The organism is Sphingomonas sp. 2378, assembly GCF_038084995.1.
In the GTDB taxonomy this organism is placed as follows: domain Bacteria; phylum Pseudomonadota; class Alphaproteobacteria; order Sphingomonadales; family Sphingomonadaceae; genus Sphingomonas.
The window spans coordinates 1-21,360 of the sequence record NZ_JAXCMJ010000059.1; the positions used below are offsets into that span (position 1 = coordinate 1).

The window sequence follows — 21,360 nt, forward strand, 5'->3', positions numbered from 1 at the left end:
TCAACGCTTCCACCAGCGATCGCTGCTCGACCATCACCATGCCCTCCTGCCCGCACAGTGAATCACTCAACCATCCTCATTGCCAGCCGTTTCGCAGAGAAATCCTTTAAGGGGAGGTGGCAGGGCGAAGCCCTGACGGAGGGGTGTCCCCGTCGGCGAGGGTGGGCTGCTCTAACGACCGGCGCCTCCTCGACCGTGCTCGGCACGGTTCTTCTCCCCGTGCAGGGGAGAAATGGATGCCTTAGGTCGTCAGAAACCCTGGGGCGATCGACCTTCATTTCACGCGAAGACGCGAAGAATGTGTTCGCGCGGAGGCGCGGAGGACGCAGAGAGGTAGAGCCCGAGGCGACGGCAGTCCGCTTTCGCCATCCGACGATTCATCCTGACTTCTCTGCGTCCTCCGCGCCTCTGCGCGCAAAAAAACGTCGGCATCCCGCCCTAGAATCGCCGCGCCGTCGGCGTGATCCCGGTACCCAGGATATTGCCCCGGATCACCAGCGGCTCGCCCGACCAATTGCCGACGAAGACCGGCTTGAAATCCACGCCGGGCGCCAGCCGCGCGCGGTTGTTCTCGACCACCAGGCCGGACGAGTCGTTCTTCGCCCCCTCCGGCGCGACGGTGATCAGGGTCGAATGATTGTCCTTGTCACGGCCGAAGACGAACTCGTTGCCCGCGATGCGCCCCTTTGCGCCGTTGGACAGGTCGATCATGTAGTTGGTCGCGTGGCCGTGACTATCGTCGAAGCTGCTGTCCAGCACCTCGACATAGGGCGCGCGGGTCTTGACATAATGGCCGCCCTGCCCCCGCTCGAACCGGCAGGCGGTGACGCGCAAGCTCTTGTAACGGCCCAGATAGATGCCATGCGCGCCATTGCCGGTGGGATCGTTGCCCAGTCCGGAAAAGGTCGAATGATCGACAACCACGGTGCCGTTCGGGTCCTCGGCGGACAATATGCCCGACTGGCTGTCGAGGAACATCGCGTTGCTGACCGTCAGCGGCCCCTTTTCGATCCGAATGCCCGCACCATTGCCGTCACCGACCTCGATATGACTGAACACGATGCCCTCGACCGTCGCGCCCCGCCCTCGCAGGACCAGCGCCGCCTTCCCCTCGCAGGCGATCCGGGTGAAGATCACCTTGCCCGGTTCGGCGGCGACATAGGCGATGCGCCCCGCCCCCTGCACCGCGCATTCGCGGTAGGTGCCCGGTGCGATCCGGATGGTGCCATCGCCATCGCCGATCGCCGCGACCGCCGCCTGGAGCGTCGGAAAGCCGCGCCCGCCGACCGTGAAGGGCTGCGCGCTTCCCTGAGCCAGCGCGACGCCGGAGGTCAGACCGATCAGCAGCAACGGAAGCAGACGCATCGACATATCCTGAAATAACAAGCGGGCGCCGCATCCTGCCACGCCTTGGGCAGCGATGCGACGCCCGGCTGTGTCCCGTCGCGGGATGAAGCCCAATCCTCCCCATCTCCGATGGGGAGGGGGACCGCGCCCGCAGGGCGTGGTGGAGGGGCATGGGCGGTCCGTCGCGCCCCTCCACCACCGCTTCGCGGCGGTCCCCCTCCCCAAGCAAGCTTGGGGAGGATTTGGGTGTCAGGCTTCCTCGGTTTCGTCTTCGTCGGCCAGTTCCTCTTCCAGCGCGGTCAGGATCGCCTGGTTGAAGGCGGGGATGTCGTCCGGATTGCGGCTGGTGATCAGGTTGCCGTCGACCACGACCTCTTCGTCCACCACGTCCGCGCCGGCATTGGACAGGTCGGTGCGGATCGAGGGATAGCTGGTCAGGCGGCGGCCATCGATCACGTCCGCCTCGGCGAGCAACCAGGGGCCGTGGCAGATGGCGGCGACGATCTTGTCGTCCTCCATGAACTCGGTGACGATCTCGACCGCGCGCTCGTTCAGGCGCAGCTTGTCGGGGTTGCAGGTGCCGCCGGGAATGACCAGCGCGTCGTAATCATCGGTGTCGACCTCATCGACGGTCAGGTCCGGCGTCGCGGTTTCGGCCTTGTTGATGTCGCCTTCCATGCCCTGAATCGGATCGGACTTGAGCGAGGCGAGCGTCACCGTCGCGCCCGCTTCCTCCAGTGCCTGGCGGGGCTTGAACAGTTCGACGGTCTCGAAACCATCGGCGGCGAGCATCAGGACACGTGCCTGGGAAAGATCGGCCATGGGAAAACTCCTGTCGGGAAACGCCTCGGGGGAAAGGCTCCTCCAGAACCCGCGACCGCATCGGCCGTTCCGGAACGAAGCGACCGGCGGCGCATTTGCAAAGGTGACCCGAGAGAGAGCGATGGCGACCCGTTTAGTCTATTGCGATGACAGCAAGCCCGGCATCACCCGGACCAAGGTCCGCGGGCATTGGGCCTATTGGAGCCCCAAGGGCGAGCGGATCACCGACCGCGACGAAATCGACCGGCTGAATCGCATCGGCCTGCCCCCTGCCTATAAGGACGCTTGGTTCTGCCCGCGCGCCAATGGCCATATCCAGGCGGTCGGCTGGGACGAGAAGGGCCGCAAGCAATATCGCTATCACGCCGATTTTCGCGAGGCGCAGGAAGCGGCCAAATATGAACGCTGCGCCGCGTTCGGCCACGCGCTGCCCCGGCTCCGCAAGCGCGTCGAGGCGGATCTGAAGAAGCGCGGGCTGTGCAAGGAACGCGCGGTCGCCGCCGTCGTCCGGCTGCTCGACAACGGCCATATCCGCGTCGGGAACGAGGCCTATGCCGCGACCAACAAGAGTTTCGGCGCGACCACCCTGCGCAAGCGCCACGGGCAGGTGAAGGGCGCCACCCTGCGTCTCCGCTACCGGGGCAAGTCGGGCAAGATGCGCGACATGACCCTGACCGATCGCTCGCTGGCCAGCTTCGTCAAGCGGTGCCAGGATCTGGACGAACAGCATCTCTTCGCCTGGGTGGACGAGGAGGGCGAGGCCAATCCGGTCACCTCCTCCGACGTGAATTGCTATATCCGCGAGGCGACCGGCTGCGACTTCACCGCCAAGCATTTCCGTACCTGGGCCGCCAGCGTCGCCGCGTTCGAGGCGCTGGCGCTGGCCGAGGCGGACCTCAGCCTGAAGGCGATGCTGGAGCCCGTCGTGGAGAAGCTGGGCAACACCCCCGCCATCGCGCGCAAATCCTATGTCCACCCCTCGCTGATCGCGCTGGTGAAGGAGGGGCAGGCCGATTTCCGCCAGGCTCTCCGCCTGCCGCGTGCCCGTGCCGGGCTGTCCCGCGTCGAATGCGGGCTGATCGCGTTTCTCGAAGCCGGAACCCCGGCCAGCAAGGCGGCCTGACCGCCCATCCATTCAGGAGTCCCCATGGCGACGAGCAATACCTCGCCCGCGGCACCGATCTTCGACGGCTCACGCATCCCCAATCAGGTGGAAAGCATCGTCAACGCGACCTATCAATGGGTGCAAGATTACTGGCTCAAGGTGCTGATCGCGATCGGCTTCGGCGCGGTCATCGTGCTGGCGCTGCTCTGGGTGCGCAAGCTGGGCGACAGGCTTTGCAGCCGTCCGGGTTTCGCGGGCGGCTGGGGCGTGATCCTGGGCCATGCGATCGCGCGGACCAACATGTTCTTCATCGTCACGCTCGCCGCGCAGCTCGTGTCGGGATATGCGGGCGCGCCGGGCGAAGTCGCCAAGACGATCAGCTTCCTGTTCACCGTCGCCAGTGTCTTCCAGGCGGCGATCTGGGCGCGCGAACTGATCCTCGGCACCATCGAGCACCGCACCCAGTCAGAGCATTATTCGGGCGAGGCGCTGCTCTCCGCCATGGGGCTGATCCGGCTACTGGTGACGGCGGTGCTGTTCGCCATCGCGCTGGTCGTGGTGCTCGACAATCTGGGCGTCAACGTCACCGGCCTGGTCGCCGGTCTGGGCGTCGGCGGCATCGCCATCGGTCTGGCGGCGCAGGGCATCTTCGGCGACCTGTTCGCCGCGCTCGCCATCATCTTCGACCGGCCGTTCCGGCGCGGGGACAAAATCAGCTATGGCACCACCAGCGGCGTGATCGAGGCGATCGGCCTGAAATCCACCCGCATCCGCGCCTTTACCGGCGAGCTTCGGATCATCTCCAACCGCCAACTGCTCGACAAGGAAATCCAGAACACGACGGTGCGCGACCATGTCCGCCTGTCGTTCATGATCGGCGTCGCCTACGAAACCCCGCCCGACACGCTGGCGCGCGTGCCGCAACTGCTGACGGACATCGTCGAGGGCGAAGGCGGCAAGGTCGCGCGCGCCGGGTTCGAGAATTTCGGCGCGTCGAGCCTGGACTTCGCGCTGCAATTCGACGTGCCCGGCGACGACTGGGCCACCGCGCACGACCTGCGCAACCGGGTGCTGGTGACACTGATGAAGCGCTTCGCGGCGGAGGGGATTTCCATTCCCTATCCGACGCAGACGACCTTCACCGCCGCGCCGGACGGGACGCTGGTGATGCCCTATCCCCAGGTCCAGCCCGTCGAGGTGCATCACACCGCCGGGGGCTGATCCCCGGCGGGCTTGGGCTCCGCAGGCGCGACCGGTACGGGTTCCACCCCATGCTCGGGCTCGGTCGCATAAGCGGGCTCCGCCTCGACGTCCGGCTCCGCATCCTTGCGACCCAGCAGGCGCTTGCCCCAGCGGACCACGGCCAGCCCGGCCACGACGATCAGCGCGATGAACTTCTTGCCGAAGCCCAGCATGATGGCGAGCAGGCCCAGCTTCTTGGCCGCCGCCACGCCCGCGCCCGCCGCGACCAGCCCCGCCAGGCCATATTCGGCGGTCTTGTCGGTCGAGGCGTCGTAATCGGCATAGGTCTCGCCCCGGTCAAAGCTGGCCGCGCGACCGAATTGCGCCGCCGCCGCGCGTACTTCGTCCAGATGCGCCATGTCGGACACCATGTTGAGGCTCAGCACCCCGCGTCGCCCGAGCAACCGCACGTCGTAGTTGAGCGAATCCGGCCCCTTGCTGTCGTCGAACTTCAGCTGCCGTGCCCAGACCAGCGAATGGTCCTGCGCATTATAGGAGGGCGGCTGCGCCCAGCCGACGATCTGGACCGTCGGAAAGCCCTGCTTCCGGCGCTCCTCATTCCGTTCCGCCGCACCCTCGCGCATGTCGGACAGGACCTTGTCGTAATCCTGCTCGTGCGCGTCCTTGTCGCTGACATAGCCGGTGTCCTCATAGGTCACCACCGCGCCCCAGACATTGTCCGACGCCGTGGTCCCGGTCGGCAGGACGAGACCCAGCACATCGCTGACCGCATCGGCCGGGTTGCCCCAAATCTGGGTCAGCACCTTCTTCGCATCTTCGGCGGGCAGGAAATAATAACGGTCGCCCAGATGCAGCGTCGCCTTGGCCGGGCCGATCACCACATCGCCGGTCTGCTTGTGCAGCCCCTGTTCGAAGGCGCGGATCTGCGCCTCGGCATTGTTCGCCGTCGGTGTCGGATCGGCGGCGATGGCCCCGCCCGACCAGCACCCGACCGTCAGCATCAGCGCCACCGCAATGGCGCGCGTTCCCCGCAAATTCATCATTCCCCCCTCGCCCGCCCTCCCGTGGCGGACGAGGAAGGATAATCGTCAGATCCCGCCTTCGTCCAGCGACAACAGCGTGGCATTGCCACCCGCCGACGTCGTGTCCACCGACACCGCCCGTTCCGCGCAGAATCGGTAGAGGTAATGCGGCCCGCCCGCCTTGGGCCCGGTGCCCGACAGGCCTTCGCCCCCGAAAGGCTGACTGCCCACCACCGCGCCGATCATCGAGCGGTTGATATAGAGGTTGCCGACCGCCGCCTCGCTCTCCGCGACTTCACCCGCGCGGGCGATACGGCTGTGCAGGCCCATGGTCAGGCCGTAACCCTTGGCATTCACCTTCGCGATCGTCTCGGACAGCGTCCCCGCTTCCCAGGTCGCAACGTGCAGGATCGGACCGAACCATTCCTGGTTCAGATCCTCGACGCGGTCGAGCCGGATCAGCGTCGGCGGCACGAACAGGCCCTCGGCAGGCGCGTCGAGCGTCTTGATGGTTTTGCCCGCCATCGCCGCGCGGTACGCCATGAGCTTGTCATAGGCCGCACGGTCGATCACCGGGCCGACATCGGTCGCCGGGTTGCCGGTGGCCCCCAGCACCAGCGTCTCCATCGCGCCCTTCAGCATTTCGATGACATTGTCGGCGACATCCGCCTGCACCAGCAATAGCCGCAGCGCCGAGCAACGCTGCCCCGCCGAGCGGAAGGACGAGGTGATGACGTCCGCCACCACCTGTTCGGGCAGCGCGGTCGAATCGACGATCATCGCGTTGATGCCGCCCGTCTCGGCGATCAGCGGCACGATCGGACGGTCGTCATCCGCCACCAGCGTCCGCGCGATTCGCTTGGCGGTGGCGGTCGATCCGGTGAAGGCGACGCCCGCGATCCGGTGATCCTCGGTCAGTTCCTGGCCCACCTCCGGCCCGCCGACCGCGAGCAGCAGCGCGTCACGCGGCACGCCCGCGCGGTACGCCAGCTCGACCGCTGCCTGTGCGATGGCGGGCGTCTGCGGTGCGGGCTTGGCGACGACGGTATTGCCGGTGACGAGCGCCGCGACCGTCTGGCCCAGGAAGATCGCCAGCGGGAAGTTCCACGGCGCCACCGTCGCCCAGACGCCGCGCCCTTCGAGGTGCAGCGTGTTGCGCTCGCCCGTCGGTCCAGGCAGTTCGACCGAACCGAGCCGCGCGCGCGCCTGTTGCGCATAATAACGGCAGAAATCGGCGGCCTCGCGGACTTCGCCGATCGCGTCGGGGATGGTCTTGAACGCCTCCTGCACCAGAATCGCCATCAGCCGCTCGCGGTCCTGCTCCAACAGGTCGGCCAGCTTCTCCAGCACGGCGGCACGGGTGTCGAGCGGCGTCGCGTTCCACGCCGGGAAGGCCGCATGGGCACGCTCAACCAGTGCGGACACATCCGCCGTCACAGGCACCGGCTTCACGGCGGGGGCGGCCACCGCCTTCACCGTCGCATCGAGCGTCGCGATGTCGCTGAGGTCGATGCCGGTCGAGTTGCGATGCCCCGGCGCGAACAGGTCGATGGGCAGCGGAATGCTCGGGTGCCGCGCCCCGCCCACGGCGGCGATCTTGGCGACCGGATCGGCGAGGATCTCGGCCTCGGTCAGCCGTGCATCGGCCAACTGGTGGACGAAGCTGGAGTTCGCGCCATTCTCCAGCAGCCGCCGGACCAGATAGGCCAGCAGGTCGCGGTGCCCGCCGACCGGGGCATAGATGCGGCACTTATGGCCATGCTCGCGCACCAGCCGCTCGTACAGACCGTCGCCCATGCCGTGCAGCCGCTGGAACTCGAAGTCGTGGGAATTGCCCGCCCATTCCAAAATGGTCGCAACGGTCAGCGCATTGTGGCTGGCAAAGGCGGGGCGGATATTCTCGGCCGCCAGCATGTCCTTGGCGACCGCCAGATAGGACACGTCGGTCGCCGCCTTGCGGGTGAAGAGCGGATAATCGTTAAGGCCCTCGACCTGGGTGCGCTTGATCTCGCTGTCCCAATAGGCACCCTTGACCAGACGGACGTTCATGATCCGGTCGAGCCCGTTCGCCCAGGCGATGACCGAGCGCGCGCGCTTGCCATAGGCCTGCACCGCCATGCCGAACCCGTCCCAGCCTTTGAGCGCGGGTAGCGCCGCGACGCCGCCGATAATGTCGAGGCTCATCTCCAGCCGCTCGGACTCCTCGGCATCGACGGTCAGGGCAATGCCCTTGTCCGCCGCCTGCCGCGCCAGTTGCGCCAGGATGTCGGTCAGCGCGGGGACGCACTCATAGGCGCGCGGCAGTTCGTAGCGCGGGTGGAGCGCCGACAGCTTGACCGACACCGAATGGCCCGCCGCCGGGTCCGACCCCACCGCATCGATCGCCTTCACATAGGCCTGGAAATAGCGCTCGGCATCCTCATGCGTCCGCGCCGCCTCGCCCAGCATGTCGAAGCTGGCGGTGAAGCCCTTGTTCTCGGGCTTCTTCATGCGGCGCATGGCTTCCTCGATGGTGCGACCCATCACGAAGATCTCGCCCATCATCCGCATCGCGGCCCCGACCGCCTGGCGGACGAACGGCTCGCCCGCGCGCGACAGCAGCCGCTTGAGCGGCCCCGCCTCGCCCTCGCCCACCAGCGCGCGGCCGACGACCAGCCCCCAGGTGGCGGAGTTGACCAGCTTCGACGCCGACCGCCCGGTATGCGCGCGCCAGTCCGCCTCGCCCAGCTTGTCGGCGATGAGGAGATCGGCGGTCTCAGGATCGGGGACGCGCAGGAACGCTTCGGCGAGACTGAGGAGCGCCACGCCCTCGGACGAGTTGAGGCGATACTCTTGAAGGAACTGGTTCACCCAGCCGCGATTCTGCGCCGCCCGCAGATCGGCCAGCAGACCCGAGGCATGGCCCATGATCCGCTCGCGCGCTTCCGGGGTCGCGGCGGCGCGGTCGAGCAGCGGCTTCAGGACATCGGGTTCGGGCGCGCGATACAGCGATTTCATGGTCTTGCGCGCGTCGGCGGTTACGGCAGAGGTCATAGGTCCAAGTTCCGGTCGAGCGACCCGGCGCGGTTGACGCGCTTTAGGGCCGCATGGCTAGGCTGTGATGGACCAGCGCTTAGCGGGAAATCCGGGGAATGGGTATCGTTTGATACGATGCGGCGCACGGTTCGCCATTCCCATCGGAATTGAAATTTTGATGATCCTGGCGTATATGAATCGCAGGCGAAGGACATCCGCCTTTCTGTAGAGCCCCGGTCGCGGCTACGACCGGGGCTCAAATCCTTTGGGGCTCAGACGGCTACCCGAGCCCCGCCGGGCACCTTACCTGTTGCGAACCTCAACGATCTTCACGACCAAAGTCGCGAAGGCGATGACGACGCCCAGGATCAGGCACAGATCGGCTACGGACATCCGTGGTCCTTTCTGTGAATGACGGCGGAATTGCCGTCGCCAACCTTCTTTCAAGATGCGCGCCGTTTGTCAGCGGGAAAGTCTCGCGTCCTTTCCCGCAACCATCCCTGCCTCCGCATCGTTCTCCCGCCAAACCCTCAAGGACAGGAGAGCCAAGATGGCCGATGACAGCCCCCAGGAAATCGCCGCCAAGTTCCTCGACAAGCTGAAGGACAGCCCGTTCGTGATGATCGGCCTGAACGATGGCCAGCATTCCGAACCGATGACCGCGCAGATCGACGACGATCAGCCCAACACGCTGTTCTTCTTCGCCGGTCGCGACAACCGGATCGCCGGCGGTGGTCAGGCGATGGCGCAGTTCGTCGGCAAGGGACATGACTTCTTCGCCTGCCTGTCGGGCCATGTGTCGAAGGACAATGATCCGGCGCAGATCGACAAGCTGTGGAATAAGCAGGTCGAGGCCTGGTTCCCGCAGGGCAAGTCGGACCCGAACCTGACGCTGCTGCGCTTCGACATCCATTCGGCCGAGTTGTGGGAAACCGACATCTCGCTGTCGGGCCGGGTAAAGATGCTGTTCGGCGGAACCATCCGATCGGATGAGTCGTCCAGCCATGCGGTGGTCCACTCGGTCGCGTAACCCGCGCTTGCCGCGCAAACGAAACGCCCGGAGGCCAGGCAGCTTCCGGGCGTTTTCGTTACCTGCCCCCCGTTCAGCCTGAGCGAAGTCGAAAGCCAAGGGAATCCACTTGGCAAGGGCGCTTGGCGGATCGAGTCCCGTGGCCTTCGACTACGCTCAGGCTGAACGGGGTTGGGGGGTTGGGGATCAGGCGTTTGCCTTGATCCATTCCTCCACCACCGGCGCGATGCGATTGCGCCATTTGGAGCCGTTGAAGATACCGTAATGGCCGACATTATCGGCCATGTAATAGCGCTTCTTCGCGTCTGGGAGATGGGTCGCCAGTGTCAGCGCCGCACGCGTCTGGCCCAGGCCGGAGATATCGTCCCGCTCGCCCTCGATCGCCAGGATGCCGATATCGGTGATCGCACCCGGATCGACCGGCTTGCCACGGTGCAGCATCTCGCCCTTGGGCAGCGCATGGCGCTGGAACACCAGTTCGACGGTCTGGAGATAGAATTCCGCCGTCATGTCGCACACCGCGCGATATTCGTCGTAGAAGCGCTTGGTCGCCTCGGCGCTCTCGTCGTCGCCCTGGACCAGATGCTTGAACATTTCCCAGTGCGAAATCATGTGGTTGCCGAGATTCATCGACATGAATCCGGCGAGTTGCAGAAAGCCCGGATAGACCCGCCGCCCCGCGCCCGGATAGGTCATCGGCACGGTCGCGATCGCATTCTGCTCGAACCAGGCATGGGGCCGCTCGGTCGCCAGCAGGTTGACCGCGGTCGGCGCCTCGCGCGTGTCGACGGGCCCCCCCATCAGGGTCAGGGTGCGCGGGATGCAGGGATGCTTGTCCGCGCTCATCACGCAAGCCGCGACATAGCAGGGCACCGAAGGCTGGCACACCGCCAGCGCATGGGCGTTCGGCCCGATTTCGGTAAGGAAGTCGATGATGTAGTCGACATAATCGTCGAAGTCGAAACGCCCGTCCGACAGCGGGACCAGCTTGGCGTCGCGCCAGTCGGTGATATAGACTTCGCAGGTCGGCAGCATCCGCTCGACCGTACCGCGCAGCAGCGTGGCGTAATGGCCCGACATCGGCGCGACGATCAACAGCTTGGGGCTGCCCGCCACCCCCTCGCGGCGAAAGCGCTTCAACTGGCCGAACGGCTTGCGCAGCACGATTTCCTCATGAACCGCGACCTCGCGGCCATCGATCATCGTCGTGTGGAGGCCGAAAGCGGGCTTGCCGCGCGGGGCGGAGGCATGGGCGAAGACCTCCAGCGCCGATCCCATGATCGCACCGCCGCCGAAATAGGCGAAGGGATTGGCCGGGTTCTGGAGCAGCCCCGCCCCGAAATTGGCCAGCGCGCTCGCCCCCGCCAGCATCGAGCGTTGCATTTCATAGGCGTCGTACAGCATCGTCGAGTCCCTCGCGCTCCCCGAAGCGGAGCCATGATCGCATCTCATCTATCACGAAACCGTTTGCGCAAGATGACCATAATATGGCCGTCCCGTCATATTGCCCGTGATCCCTTCCCCAAGATAACGCATGAATGCCCATGAACGATGCGTGCAGGGCCGGCGCGCCGTTGAGCCCGTGCCCGCACGCTGCTAGGCGAGCGCGATCATGGCCAAATCCGCCGCTTCCCCCAAGCCCGCCATTCCGCCCAGCCGCCGGTTGAGCAATCTCAAGATGGTATGGCGCTTTACGCTGCGATATCCGGCCCATCTGGCCGCCGCCGCGCTGTCGCTGCTGGTCGCGGCGGGGGCGACGCTGTTCATCCCGCGCACCTTTCAGAAGGTGATCGATCACGGCTTCGGCCGCGCGGTCGATACGGACAATATCGCCCCCTATTTTCAGGGGCTGCTGGCGGTGGTGCTGGCGCTCGCCATCGCCACGGCGTTCCGATTCTATTTCGTGTCCTGGCTGGGCGAGCGGACCGTCGCCGACATCCGAGTCGCGGTGCAGGCCAATCTGCTCCGCCTCGCCCCCCGCTATTTCGAGGAGAACCGCCCCTCGGAGATTGCCAGCCGCCTGACCGCCGACACCGCGATCATCGAGCAGGTGGTCGGCTCGACCGTCTCGATCGCGCTGCGCAACGTGGTGATCGGGATCGGCGGGACGATCTATCTCTTCGCGCTGTCGCCCAAGCTGACCCTGTCGCTGCTGGTCTGCATCCCGCTGGTCGTGCTGCCCATCGTGCTGCTCGGCAAGAAGGTACGCAGCTATTCGCGCGACAGCCAGGATCGGCTGGCCGATATCGGATCGACCGCCGTCGAGACGCTGGGCGCGATGAAGGTCGTGCAGGCGTTCGGCCAGGAGCGGCGCGAGGCCGAGCGGTTCGAACTCGCGGTCAGCAACGGCTTCGCCACATCGCGCAAGCGCTTCCTGCTCCGCGCGGTGATGACGGCGATGGTGATCGGCCTGTTCTTCGGCGGGCTGACGCTGCTCCTGTGGGAAGCGGTGGCGGACGTCGCCAGCGGACGACTGTCGGGCGGGTCGCTGACCGCGTTCGTCGTGACGGGGATGCTGGTCGCGGGCTCGTTCCAGGCGCTGACCGAGGTGTGGGGCGATATCCTGCGCGCATCGGGTGCGGCACAGCGGCTGGCCGAACTGCTCGCCGAACAGCCCGAAATCGCGCCGCCCCCCGCCCCCGCCGTTCTGCCGGTCGTGCCGATGGGTGCGCTTCGGTTCGAGGACGTGGTGTTCCACTACCCCACCCGGCCCGAAGTGGCGGCGCTCGACGGCTTCTCGCTCGACATTCGCCCCGGCGAGACGGTGGCGGTGGTCGGCCCCTCCGGTGCGGGCAAATCGACGCTGTTCCAGTTGGCGGAGCGTTTCTACGATCCTCAAGGAGGGCGGATCTCGCTCGACGGCGTGGATTTGCGAGATGCCGATCCGGCGGCGATCCGGGCGCGCATCGCCATGGTGCCGCAGGAGACGGTGATCTTCGGCGCGTCGGCGCGCGACAATCTGCGCTATGGCCGGTGGGACGCGAGCGACGACGAACTCTGGGCTGCGGCAGAGGCCGCCAATGCGGCCGACTTCCTGCGCGCCTTGCCGCAAGGGCTGGACACGTTCCTGGGCGAAGGTGGTGCGCGACTGTCGGGTGGCCAGCGGCAGCGGATCACCATCGCCCGCGCGCTGCTGCGCGATGCCCCGATCCTGTTGCTGGACGAAGCGACGAGCGCGCTCGATGCCGAAAGCGAGCAACTGGTGCAGCAGGCGCTGGAACGGCTGATGGCGCACCGGACGACATTGGTCATCGCGCACCGGCTGGCGACCGTGCGCGCGGCGGAGCGGATCGTGGTGATGGATGGCGGGCGCATCGTCGAACAGGGGCGCCATGCGGCGTTGATCGCGGGCGGTGGTCTCTATGCGCGATTGGCCAGCCTGCAATTCCATGATTGATGAGGCCGGTTTAGTACCATTTCTGGTCCCTATCCTCCTGTGGAGGCGGGGGGTTTGGGGTGACGGCGGGACGTGGCCTTCGACTTCGCTCAGGCTGGACGGGGCGTTGGATATTGTCCCGCCTTTCCTCCTCGTCCTATCCCTGTCCCTGCGCCCCGCCCTCCGTTCGCGCTGAGCGAAGTCGAAGCGCAGGGGACACCCTCTCCCAACCCCCTGAAATCCCGCCACTTCCCCATCATCAAAGCCGCTTGCGACACCGGCCCCACTCCCCTAGGCTCCGACAATACCATTGTAATACCGGGAGTGAGGGTGATGCAGCGAGTAGCCAAATGGAAGGGCAGCCTGATCGCCGCCGTCGCACTGGCCGGAGCTTCCCCCGCCGCGATGGCGCTGCCCGCGACGCGGCCCGCGATCTTCCCCGCTCCTACCGCCCTGACGCTGGGCGACGGCACGGTGACGCTGGGCCGATCGGTCGTGCTGATCGCCGCGCCCGGTACCGAGCCCGCCACGGTCGCGCTCGTCCGCGACATTCTGGTGAAGGCGGGCGTGACCGGGATCATAACCGCCAGCCGCATCCCCGCCGCGCCCGACCGCCCGACCATCGTCATCGGCCCGGACGGGGCCGCGATCGTCCGCGACGCGCTGACCCGCAGCGGAGCGAGCGCCGACGATCAGGCAGAGGGCTATACCCTTGCCGCTCTCGCTTCGGGTCATGGCGGCCTGATCACGCTGGCGGGGCATGACGGCGACGGCCTGTTCCACGCCGCCCAGACGCTGCGTCAGCTCGTCGCCCGCCCACAAATCCCCGCGCTGGTGATCCGCGACCACCCCGCCATGCCGATGCGCGGCACGATCGAGGGCTTTTACGGCAAGCCCTGGTCGATGGAGGACCGGACCAGGCATCTGAATTTCCTCGGGCAGATGAAGGCCAACACCTATGTCTACAGCCCCAAGGACGACCCCTATGCGCGCGACAAGTGGCGGGAGCCCTATCCGGCGGCGACGCTGTCGGCGCTGGGCACACTGGTCGCCACCGCGCGGACCAATCATGTGAACTTCGTCTACGCGATCTCGCCCGGCCCCTCGATCTGCTTCTCCGATCCAGCGGACGAGCAGACGCTGCTCCGCAAGTTCGAGGCGCTGCGCGGAATCGGCGTGCACAGCTTCTATGTCGCGCTGGACGATATCGAATATCAGAAGTGGAACTGCGACGCGGACAAGGCCGCCTTCGGCCCCTCTGGCGCACAGGCCGCCGGGGTCGCCCAGTCCAAGCTGTTGAACGCGGTGCAGGCCGATCTGGCAAAGCGCGACCCCGCCGCGAAGCCGCTGATCATGGTGCCGACCGAATATTATGACGCCAAGGAAAGCCCCTATAAGGCCGCGCTGCGCGCCAATCTCGACCCGCGCATCGTCGTGCAGTGGACCGGCACCGACGTCGTGCCACCCGCCATCTCAATCCCCGATGCCAAGGCGGCAACCAAGGCGTTCGGGCGCAAGACGCTGTTGTGGGACAATTATCCGGTCAACGACTATGCCAGTTCGGCCGGACGGCTGCTGCTCGCCCCCTATGCCAGGCGCGAGGCGGGGCTGTCGACCGAGTTGACCGGCATATTGTCCAATCCGATGAACCAGGAAGCCCCCAGCCGTGTCGCGGTGGCGGGAGTGTTGGCCTTCGGGTGGAACGACAAGGGCTATGACGCGGATCGCACCTGGCATTTCGCGGCGCGCGATCTCGCGGGGGACGATGCGCGGGCGACGGCGGCGCTGCTCGAACTCTTCGACACCCAGCATCTCGCCCCTACCTTCGGCAGCCAGCCCTGGCAGGAACAGGCACCCCGGTTGAAGGCGCTGCTCGACCATGTCCGGGAGGCGCTGGCCCATGGTGACGAAGCCGAAAGGCGCGAGGCCATCGCCGAACTGACCCGCAAGGCCGATGCCATCGCCGACGCCCCCGATACGATCCGCGCGGGCGTGGTCGATCCTGCCTTTGCCGAACAGTCGCGCCCCTGGCTGGATGCGATGCAGCTTTGGGGACGCTCGCTGCGACTGACCGCCGCCGGGCTCGACGCCGCCGAGCGGGGCAATCCAGCCGCGAGCCGCTATTTCGCCGATGCCGGGCGGATCGCAGCGCAGGCCACCGCCGTGCAGAGCATTCCCGGCGCGGTGCGCTTCGACGGGCCGATCAAGATCGCCGATGGCGTGCTCGACCGGTTCATCGCCGACGCGCCCGGCCTGATCGCGGTTACGGCGAAACCGTAACCGTCCGGCTGGCGCGGCGGCCATCGGGGGTGCGGGTGCGGAGATCCACCGCCCCCATTACCGCGACCGGCCCGTCATAGCGCCGCCAGGCGGTGCCGCCGGTCCGATACTCGATCGGTGTACCGGGGAATTCGGCGTTCGCCTCCAGCGTCCCGCCGACGATCCGCGCGCCCGGCGGGGCGAGGCGATAGGTCACCCCCGCCCGGTCGAGCATCCGCATCTGTACCCCCATGCGGCCCGCGAAATCGCGCCAGCCCGCCAGCAGCCGGGCGTGATCCACCCGCACATCGCCCGGCATATAGCCCACCCCCGCGACATAGGCGGGCTCCCATTCCGGCTTGCGCCATGCCCGCTCGGCGAGCGCCAGCAGGCGGGGGAAGAGCATGTAATCGACCTGGCTGTCACGACGGACCGTTTCGCTCCACAATTGCGCCTGGATACCCGCGATCGCACGTCCCGATTGCAGCGGCACCGTGTCGGCGATCGGCTTGGGCTGGGCGAGGATATTGGGGATCAGCGCGGCATTGGCGGCCAGATTGCCCGGCATGAATCCGAACACCTGGAAACTGTCCACCCCGCGCGATGCCCAGTCATAGCCGGTTTCGTTCGGATCGGCGGCATAGGGCATGTCGAAATAGCCCAGATCGGGGATCGACAGCACCGTCTTCCACCCGCGATTGGCCTGGCCATGCGCCTCCGCCACGCCGCCGCCGTGCAGGCCCGACCAGATATTGGTCTGGACCGCGGTCGGCATCCGCGCCGGGTCGGTATGGCCCAGCCCGTCGCTCCAGCCCGCAACCGCGATGCCGCGCCTGGCGAGATCGCCCGCCACCCGTTCGATAAAGCGCGCACCCAATTGCTGGGGCTGGAGCCCTTCGCGCTCCATCGTCACCTTGCAGGCGGGCGAGTCCTTCCACGCCCCCGCCGTCTCGTCCGCGCCGATATGATAGGTGGTCAGCGGCACCCCCGCCGCCTTGTGAAGCGCGGCGATGGCGTCGATCACCGCGCCGATGAAACGATAGCTGCTGTCGATGCAGACGTTCAGCGTGTTGTCGTCATAATGCTGGACGCTGGAATAGCGGGTGGTGTCGCCCGGCTCGACCAGCCGGTAGCGTTCCGCGCCCGCACGGTCGCCCTTGGCCATCAGCCGCTGATAGCGCACCTCCATCGACCGGATCGCCGCACGCGAATGGCCCGGCATGTCGAAGGAGGGGATCACCTCGATCTGCCGCGCGGCGGCGGCGTGCAGGATGTCCGAATAATCGGCGGCGGTCAGATAGCCGTTGGTGGCCGCGTCCCGCGCCGGGTCCGCGCCGAGTTGCGGCTGGAGACAGGTCTTTTCGGACAGGTCGGCGCAGCGATAGGCGCCCACCTCGGCCAGTTCTGGCAGGCTGGCGATCTGCAACCGCCAGCCCTCGTCATCCCCCAGATGCAGATGCAACCTGTTGAGCTTATAGGCCGCCATCTGCTCGATCAGCTTCAGGATTTCGGCCTTGCCGTGGAAATTGCGGGCGAGATCGATGTGAAGCCCCCGGAAGCCGTATCGCGGGGCATCCTCTACGGTCAGCGGGCGCAAGGTGCGGCCCTCCCCCGCCATTTGCTGGGTCAGCGAGCGAAGGGCATAGGAGGCCCCCGCCGCATCCGCCGCCATGATGGTCACCCGCCCGTCGGCGACCGTCAGGCGATAGCCTTCGGGCGCGATCCCGGCCTGCTTGCGGATGGTCAGCGGCACCGTGCCCATCGGCAATCCGGCCAGCGCGGGCGCAATGGCGGCGCGGGCAAAGCCCTGCATCGTCACACGCAGCCCCTTGGACAGGTCGACCGGCGCGCCTGCCGGTCGCACGACCGTCATGGGCCGGGGCAGGATCGCCACATCGACCGGCGTGGCCGCGCCTCGCCCGGCATAAAGCGCGAAGGCGCGCTCGGGCGTCCGCCACACGGTCCGGTCGTCGGGCGCGCTGCGGGCGAGTGCCGCTTCGTCGGTCATGGGCGCGACGAAGGGCAAGGTTTCCAGTCCCGTCTCGGCATCGGTCCCCGTCCGGGTGGCGGCGATCACGCGTGGGACCAGTCCGGGCGCAGCCAGCATCGCATGGGGCATCATGTGGTTGCGTGAGAAGAACGCGCCCACCGCCGTCAGTTTGATATGATAGGTCTGGCCGGGCTTGAGGCTCTGGCCGGGCTTCACCGTCAGGATGTTCAGGTCGCCATTGACCATCCGGTTGTCGAACAGATCGCTGTCGATCCTCAGGACCGGATTGACCAGGCTGTAGCGGATCTCGAACGGCACGCCCGGCACCGCGTCGGGCATGGTGATCGCGATATCGGCATCGAAACAGCGCGGGGTGGCGGTCGGGCATGACGCCGGGCGGTTGGTCAGGATGGTGTAGCGATAACCCATGGTCGCCGCCATCCGGTCCAGATCGGCCTGTGCGGGAGTTACCGCCATAATCGCGGCCGAAGCCCATAATGTCATCATCTTATGCCCGTCCCGCTACGCCGTACTGGTATTACATTGGACCATGACAAGACGCATGACGCAATCCTCCCCGGCACGGGGAGGAACGGAAGAGCGGGGGTGACGCCGCCCTCGCCACCCCCTATCTCAGGTCCATGAAGAAACCCCAACCGGGTCTGCCGACCCGTGAGCAAATCCTCACCTTCATCGAACAGTCGGAGCAACCGGCGGGCAAGCGTGAGATCGCCCGCGCCTTCGGCCTGTCGGCGCAAGGTAAGATCGGGCTGAAGGCGCTGCTCAAGGACATGGCCGACGAAGGGCTGATCGACAGTGCGCCGGGCCGCGCCTTTCACAAGATGGGCGGCCTGCCCAAGGTGACGGTGCTGCGTGTCGTCGATGTCGATGATGGCGGCAATGTCTGGGGCCAGCCCGAGCGTTGGGAAGCCGATGGCATCCCCATCCCCCGGCTGCGCATCCGCGAGCGCAAGCGGGGGAGCCTCGGCATCGGCCAGCGGGTGCTAGCGCGGACCGAGGAAGCGGGCGGCGGCTGGATCGCGCATGTCATGAAGACGATCGCGCCCGCCTCCGAACAGGTGCTGGGCGTGTTGCGCGAGGAAGCCGGGCGCTTCTGGCTGACCAGCGTCGACAAGAAGGACCGGCGCGAGATGCTGGTCTCCGACACCGGCGACGCGGAAGCGGGCGATCTGGTGCTGGCCGAGAAGGCGGGCCGTCCGCCACGCATCACCGCGAAGGTCGTCGAGCGGCTGGGCGATCCCTTCGCCCCGCGCAGCTTCTCGCTGATCGCGATCCACAAGTTCGAAATCCCCGACCGCTTCCAGCCCGAAACGCTGGAGGAGGCCGAGCGCGTCGCGCGCCAGCCGCTGGGCGAGGACCGCGAGGATTTGCGCGATTTGCCGATCGTCGCGATCGATCCGGTCGACGCGCGCGACCATGACGATGCGGTCTGGGCCGCGCCCGACGACGATCCCGCCAATCCCGAAGGCTGGCGCGCCATCGTCGCGATCGCGGATGTCAGCTTCTATGTCCGCCCCGGCTCGGCGATCGACAAGGATGCGCGGCGGCGGGGCAATTCGGTCTATTTCCCCGACCGGGTGGTGCCGATGCTGCCCGAAATCCTGTCGGCGGATGTGTGTTCGCTGAAGGAGGGCGAGGACCGCGCGGCGCTCGCCTGTCATTTGCAGGTGACGAAGGACGGCAAGCTCAAGGGCTTCCGCTTCACCCGCGCGGTCGTGCGGCTGGCGGCGAACATTGCCTATGAGGATGCGCAGGCCGCCATCGACGGCGAACTGCCGCACCCGCTGACCGAGACGGCACTGCGCCCGCTCTGGGACTGCTGGGCCGCGCTGGCGAAGGCGCGCGACGATCGCGAACCGCTCGACCTCGACCTGCCCGAACGGCGGGTGGTGCTCGACCAGAATGGCCGCATCCTGTCGGTCGCGCCGCGCGCGCGGCTGGATGCGCACCGGCTGATCGAGGACTACATGATCGCCGCCAATGTCGCCGCCGCCAAGGCGCTGGAGGCGAAAAGGGCCCCCGTCATGTACCGCGTGCACGAGGTGCCCAGCCGCACCAAGCTGGTCGCGCTCAAAGAGTATCTCGAAACCTTCGACATCCCCTTCGCGATGGGACAGGTGATCCGTCCGGCGACGTTCAACCGGATCGTCGACAAGGTGGGCGACGCCGATTTCCGCCCGCAGGTGATGGAGCAGATCCTGCGCTCGCAGACGCAAGCCTATTATGCACCGGTCAATCAGGGGCATTTCGGCCTGTCGCTCGGCTCCTATGCGCATTTCACCTCACCGATCCGGCGCTATGCCGATCTGGTCGTCCACCGCGCGCTGGTGGGGGCGTACAAGCTGGGTGACGGCGGGTTGCTGCCCGAGGGCGAGGAGATGGAGCGGCTGGGCACCGCGATCAGCCAGTATGAACGCCGCGCGATGGAGGCCGAGCGCGAGACCATCGACCGCTATGTCGCCGCATATCTGTCCGAGCATGTCGGGCAGGTGGTCGAGACGCGGATCACCGGCGTCACCAATTTCGGCTTCTTCGCCACGGTCGATGGCGTGGGCGGCGATGGCCTGATGCCGATCCGCGATCTCGGCGGCGACTATTTCCATTATGACGAAGCGTCGCAGCAGTTGCTGGGCGAGAAGACGCGCGAAATCTACAAGCTGGGCCAGCGCCTGCCGCTGCGCCTGGCGGAGGCGAACCCGGTGTCGGGCGCGCTGCGCTTCGAACTCCCCGACGGCAAGGGTGCGGCTCCCGAGCCCCGCAGAGTCCTGAAACGGCGCGGGCGGCCCGCGAACATCCGCCACAACGGCAAGCGGCGCTAATATTCCTCCCCTGCAAGGATTCCTCTGCGAAAGTCGGGACGCTGCCCATGAACATCGACCACCCCGGCGGAGGCCGGGGTCCAGTTTGGAAGCGATGAGAGGCATTTATCATCGTTCCGCAACTGGATCCCGGCCTTCGCCGGGATGGTGCTGGCGGGAGTTTTGCGGAGGAAACCGGCAAGGGGAGGCGGTAGCGCGCAAGCGCTGACGGAGGGGTGTCACGGCTGGCGGGGACACCCCTCCACCATGCTTCGCATGGTCCCCCTCCCCTTGCAGGAGAGGAATGCGGGGGATCGCTCCCCTTCCCCATGCGTAACCTCCCAAAGGAGAGCGCGCATGGGCAATATGGTGGACGGCGTCTGGCACGCCGAAGGGCTGTTCAAGTCCGACGAAAAGGGCAGCTTCCAGCGCCCCGATTCGGGTTTCCGCGACTGGGTGACGGCGGACGGCGAGCCCGGCCCGGACGGCCAGACGGGCCACCGTGCCGAGGGGGGCCGTTATCACCTCTATGTCTCCTATGCCTGCCCCTGGGCGCATCGCACGATGATCGTCCGGGCGCTCAAGGGGCTGGAGTCGATGATCGACCTGTCGGTGGTCGATCCGCTGATGCGCGACGATGGCTGGACCTTCGCGACGGAGCGGGGCGGCACCGGCGATCCGCTCCACGGATCAGACTATCTGTGGCAACTCTACGCCCGCGCGCGGGAGGGCTATACCGGCAAGGTCACGGTGCCGGTCCTGTGGGACAAGGCGCGCGACACGATCGTCAGCAACGAATCCGCCGAGATCATCCGCATGTTCAACGCCGCGTTCGACGGCTTGGGCGCGCTGGACGGGGATTTTTATCCCGCCGACCTGCGCGACGAGATCGATGCGGTCAACGCCGCCGCCTATGACCGGGTGAACAACGGCGTCTACAAATGCGGCTTCGCGAAGACGCAGGCGGCCTATGACGAAGCCGTCGCCCCGTTATTCGCCGAACTCGACCGGCTGGACGAGCGGCTGACGGGTCGCGAATGGCTGGTGGGCGACCGGATGACCGAGGCGGATATCCGGCTGTTCACCACCCTTGTCCGCTTCGACGCCGTCTATCACGGCCATTTCAAATGCAATGTCCGGCGGGTGCAGGATTATCCGGCGCTGGAGGGCTTGCTGGAGCGGATGCTGGCCATTCCGGCGATCGCGGACACGGTGCATCTGGATCACATCAAGACGCATTATTATGCCAGCCATCTGGAACTGAACCCGACCGGGATCGTGCCCGCCGGGCCGGATTTGCCCTGGGCCGGGTTGGTGCGGCCTTCTTATTCTTAAGCCCCTCCTCCCGCAAGGGGGGAGGGGTTTGGGGAGG

13 protein-coding genes are annotated in these 21,360 nt (G+C 66.8%); 7 read left to right on the forward strand and 6 right to left on the reverse strand.

Annotation, left to right across the window (positions count from 1 at the left end; translation table 11 throughout):
- Positions 1–438: 438 nt before the first annotated feature.
- Both SM191_RS17960 and SM191_RS17965 read right to left on the reverse strand, forming a co-directional pair.
- Positions 439–1,365 (reverse strand): right-handed parallel beta-helix repeat-containing protein, encoded by a 927-nt coding sequence (locus tag SM191_RS17960; RefSeq protein WP_341507389.1) that lies wholly within the window; start codon positions 1,363–1,365, stop codon positions 439–441.
- Positions 1,366–1,596: 231 nt separating this feature from the next.
- Positions 1,597–2,169, reverse strand: a complete 573-nt coding sequence (locus SM191_RS17965; protein WP_341507390.1) for a type 1 glutamine amidotransferase domain-containing protein — start codon at positions 2,167–2,169, stop codon at positions 1,597–1,599.
- A 121-nt stretch (positions 2,170–2,290) separates the two neighbouring features.
- On the opposite strand from SM191_RS17965, the gene SM191_RS17970 reads away from it, so the two are divergent.
- Together SM191_RS17970 and SM191_RS17975 are read left to right on the forward strand one after the other, a co-directional pair.
- The gene (locus tag SM191_RS17970; protein WP_341507391.1) at positions 2,291–3,292 is read left to right on the forward strand and encodes a DNA topoisomerase IB; all 1,002 of its coding nucleotides are present in this window, start codon (positions 2,291–2,293) and stop codon (positions 3,290–3,292) included.
- Between the two features lie 24 nt (positions 3,293–3,316).
- A complete protein-coding gene (locus tag SM191_RS17975) occupies positions 3,317–4,495 on the forward strand; it encodes a mechanosensitive ion channel family protein (protein WP_341507392.1) in 1,179 nt (392 codons plus the stop codon).
- Here the strand turns inward: SM191_RS17975 and SM191_RS17980 are convergent.
- Together SM191_RS17980 and SM191_RS17985 are read right to left on the reverse strand one after the other, a co-directional pair.
- Positions 4,477–5,517 carry a DUF2167 domain-containing protein gene (locus tag SM191_RS17980; protein ID WP_341507393.1) on the reverse strand — a complete coding sequence of 347 codons (1,041 nt, stop codon included), beginning with the start codon at positions 5,515–5,517 and terminating at the stop codon, positions 4,477–4,479. The genes SM191_RS17975 and SM191_RS17980 overlap by 19 nt on opposite strands.
- 48 nt (positions 5,518–5,565) lie before the next feature.
- Entirely contained in the window at positions 5,566–8,496 is a 2,931-nt protein-coding gene (locus SM191_RS17985) for an L-glutamate gamma-semialdehyde dehydrogenase (RefSeq protein ID WP_445949885.1), read from the reverse strand.
- Between the two features lie 568 nt (positions 8,497–9,064).
- Between SM191_RS17985 and SM191_RS17990 the strand changes: the two genes are divergently transcribed.
- Positions 9,065–9,544, forward strand: a complete 480-nt coding sequence (locus SM191_RS17990) for a pyridoxamine 5'-phosphate oxidase family protein (RefSeq protein WP_341507395.1) — start codon at positions 9,065–9,067, stop codon at positions 9,542–9,544.
- A gap of 186 nt (positions 9,545–9,730) precedes the next feature.
- Here SM191_RS17990 and SM191_RS17995 read toward each other — a convergent pair whose 3' ends face one another.
- The gene (locus tag SM191_RS17995) at positions 9,731–10,948 is read right to left on the reverse strand and encodes a polyhydroxyalkanoate depolymerase (RefSeq protein WP_341507396.1); all 1,218 of its coding nucleotides are present in this window, start codon (positions 10,946–10,948) and stop codon (positions 9,731–9,733) included.
- 208 nt (positions 10,949–11,156) lie between these two features.
- Between SM191_RS17995 and SM191_RS18000 the strand changes: the two genes are divergently transcribed.
- Positions 11,157–12,941 (forward strand): ABC transporter transmembrane domain-containing protein, encoded by a 1,785-nt coding sequence (locus SM191_RS18000; RefSeq protein WP_341507397.1) that lies wholly within the window; start codon positions 11,157–11,159, stop codon positions 12,939–12,941.
- Between the two features lie 312 nt (positions 12,942–13,253).
- Positions 13,254–15,200, forward strand: a complete 1,947-nt coding sequence (locus tag SM191_RS18005) for a beta-N-acetylglucosaminidase domain-containing protein (RefSeq protein ID WP_341507398.1) — start codon at positions 13,254–13,256, stop codon at positions 15,198–15,200.
- On the opposite strand, the gene SM191_RS18010 is transcribed toward SM191_RS18005, so the two are convergent.
- Positions 15,184–17,646: a family 20 glycosylhydrolase gene (locus SM191_RS18010; protein WP_341507399.1), complete on the reverse strand. Its 2,463-nt coding sequence runs from the start codon at positions 17,644–17,646 to the stop codon at positions 15,184–15,186. The genes SM191_RS18005 and SM191_RS18010 overlap by 17 nt on opposite strands.
- A 164-nt stretch (positions 17,647–17,810) precedes the next feature.
- On the opposite strand from SM191_RS18010, the gene rnr reads away from it, so the two are divergent.
- Entirely contained in the window at positions 17,811–20,009 is a 2,199-nt protein-coding gene (gene rnr / locus SM191_RS18015; RefSeq protein ID WP_341507400.1) for a ribonuclease R, read from the forward strand.
- A 336-nt stretch (positions 20,010–20,345) separates the two neighbouring features.
- On the forward strand, positions 20,346–21,323 hold the full coding sequence (locus tag SM191_RS18020) for a glutathione S-transferase family protein (protein WP_341507401.1): 978 nt from the start codon (positions 20,346–20,348) through the stop codon (positions 21,321–21,323).
- Positions 21,324–21,360 lie beyond the last annotated feature (37 nt).

Bases quoted from the DNA above. Each gene is read 5' to 3' on its own strand.
- SM191_RS17960 (WP_341507389.1), bottom strand. From the start codon at position 1,365: ATGCGTCTGCTTCCGTTGCTGCTGATCGGTCTGACCTCCGGCGTCGCG.
- SM191_RS17965 (WP_341507390.1), bottom strand. From the start codon at position 2,169: ATGGCCGATCTTTCCCAGGCACGTGTCCTGATGCTCGCCGCCGATGGT.
- SM191_RS17970 (WP_341507391.1), top strand. From the start codon at position 2,291: ATGGCGACCCGTTTAGTCTATTGCGATGACAGCAAGCCCGGCATCACC.
- SM191_RS17975 (WP_341507392.1), top strand. From the start codon at position 3,317: ATGGCGACGAGCAATACCTCGCCCGCGGCACCGATCTTCGACGGCTCA.
- SM191_RS17980 (WP_341507393.1), bottom strand. From the start codon at position 5,517: ATGAATTTGCGGGGAACGCGCGCCATTGCGGTGGCGCTGATGCTGACG.
- SM191_RS17985 (WP_445949885.1), bottom strand. From the start codon at position 8,496: ATGAAATCGCTGTATCGCGCGCCCGAACCCGATGTCCTGAAGCCGCTG.
- SM191_RS17990 (WP_341507395.1), top strand. From the start codon at position 9,065: ATGGCCGATGACAGCCCCCAGGAAATCGCCGCCAAGTTCCTCGACAAG.
- SM191_RS17995 (WP_341507396.1), bottom strand. From the start codon at position 10,948: ATGCTGTACGACGCCTATGAAATGCAACGCTCGATGCTGGCGGGGGCG.
- SM191_RS18000 (WP_341507397.1), top strand. From the start codon at position 11,157: ATGGCCAAATCCGCCGCTTCCCCCAAGCCCGCCATTCCGCCCAGCCGC.
- SM191_RS18005 (WP_341507398.1), top strand. From the start codon at position 13,254: ATGCAGCGAGTAGCCAAATGGAAGGGCAGCCTGATCGCCGCCGTCGCA.
- SM191_RS18010 (WP_341507399.1), bottom strand. From the start codon at position 17,646: ATGGCGGTAACTCCCGCACAGGCCGATCTGGACCGGATGGCGGCGACC.
- rnr (WP_341507400.1), top strand. From the start codon at position 17,811: ATGAAGAAACCCCAACCGGGTCTGCCGACCCGTGAGCAAATCCTCACC.
- SM191_RS18020 (WP_341507401.1), top strand. From the start codon at position 20,346: ATGGGCAATATGGTGGACGGCGTCTGGCACGCCGAAGGGCTGTTCAAG.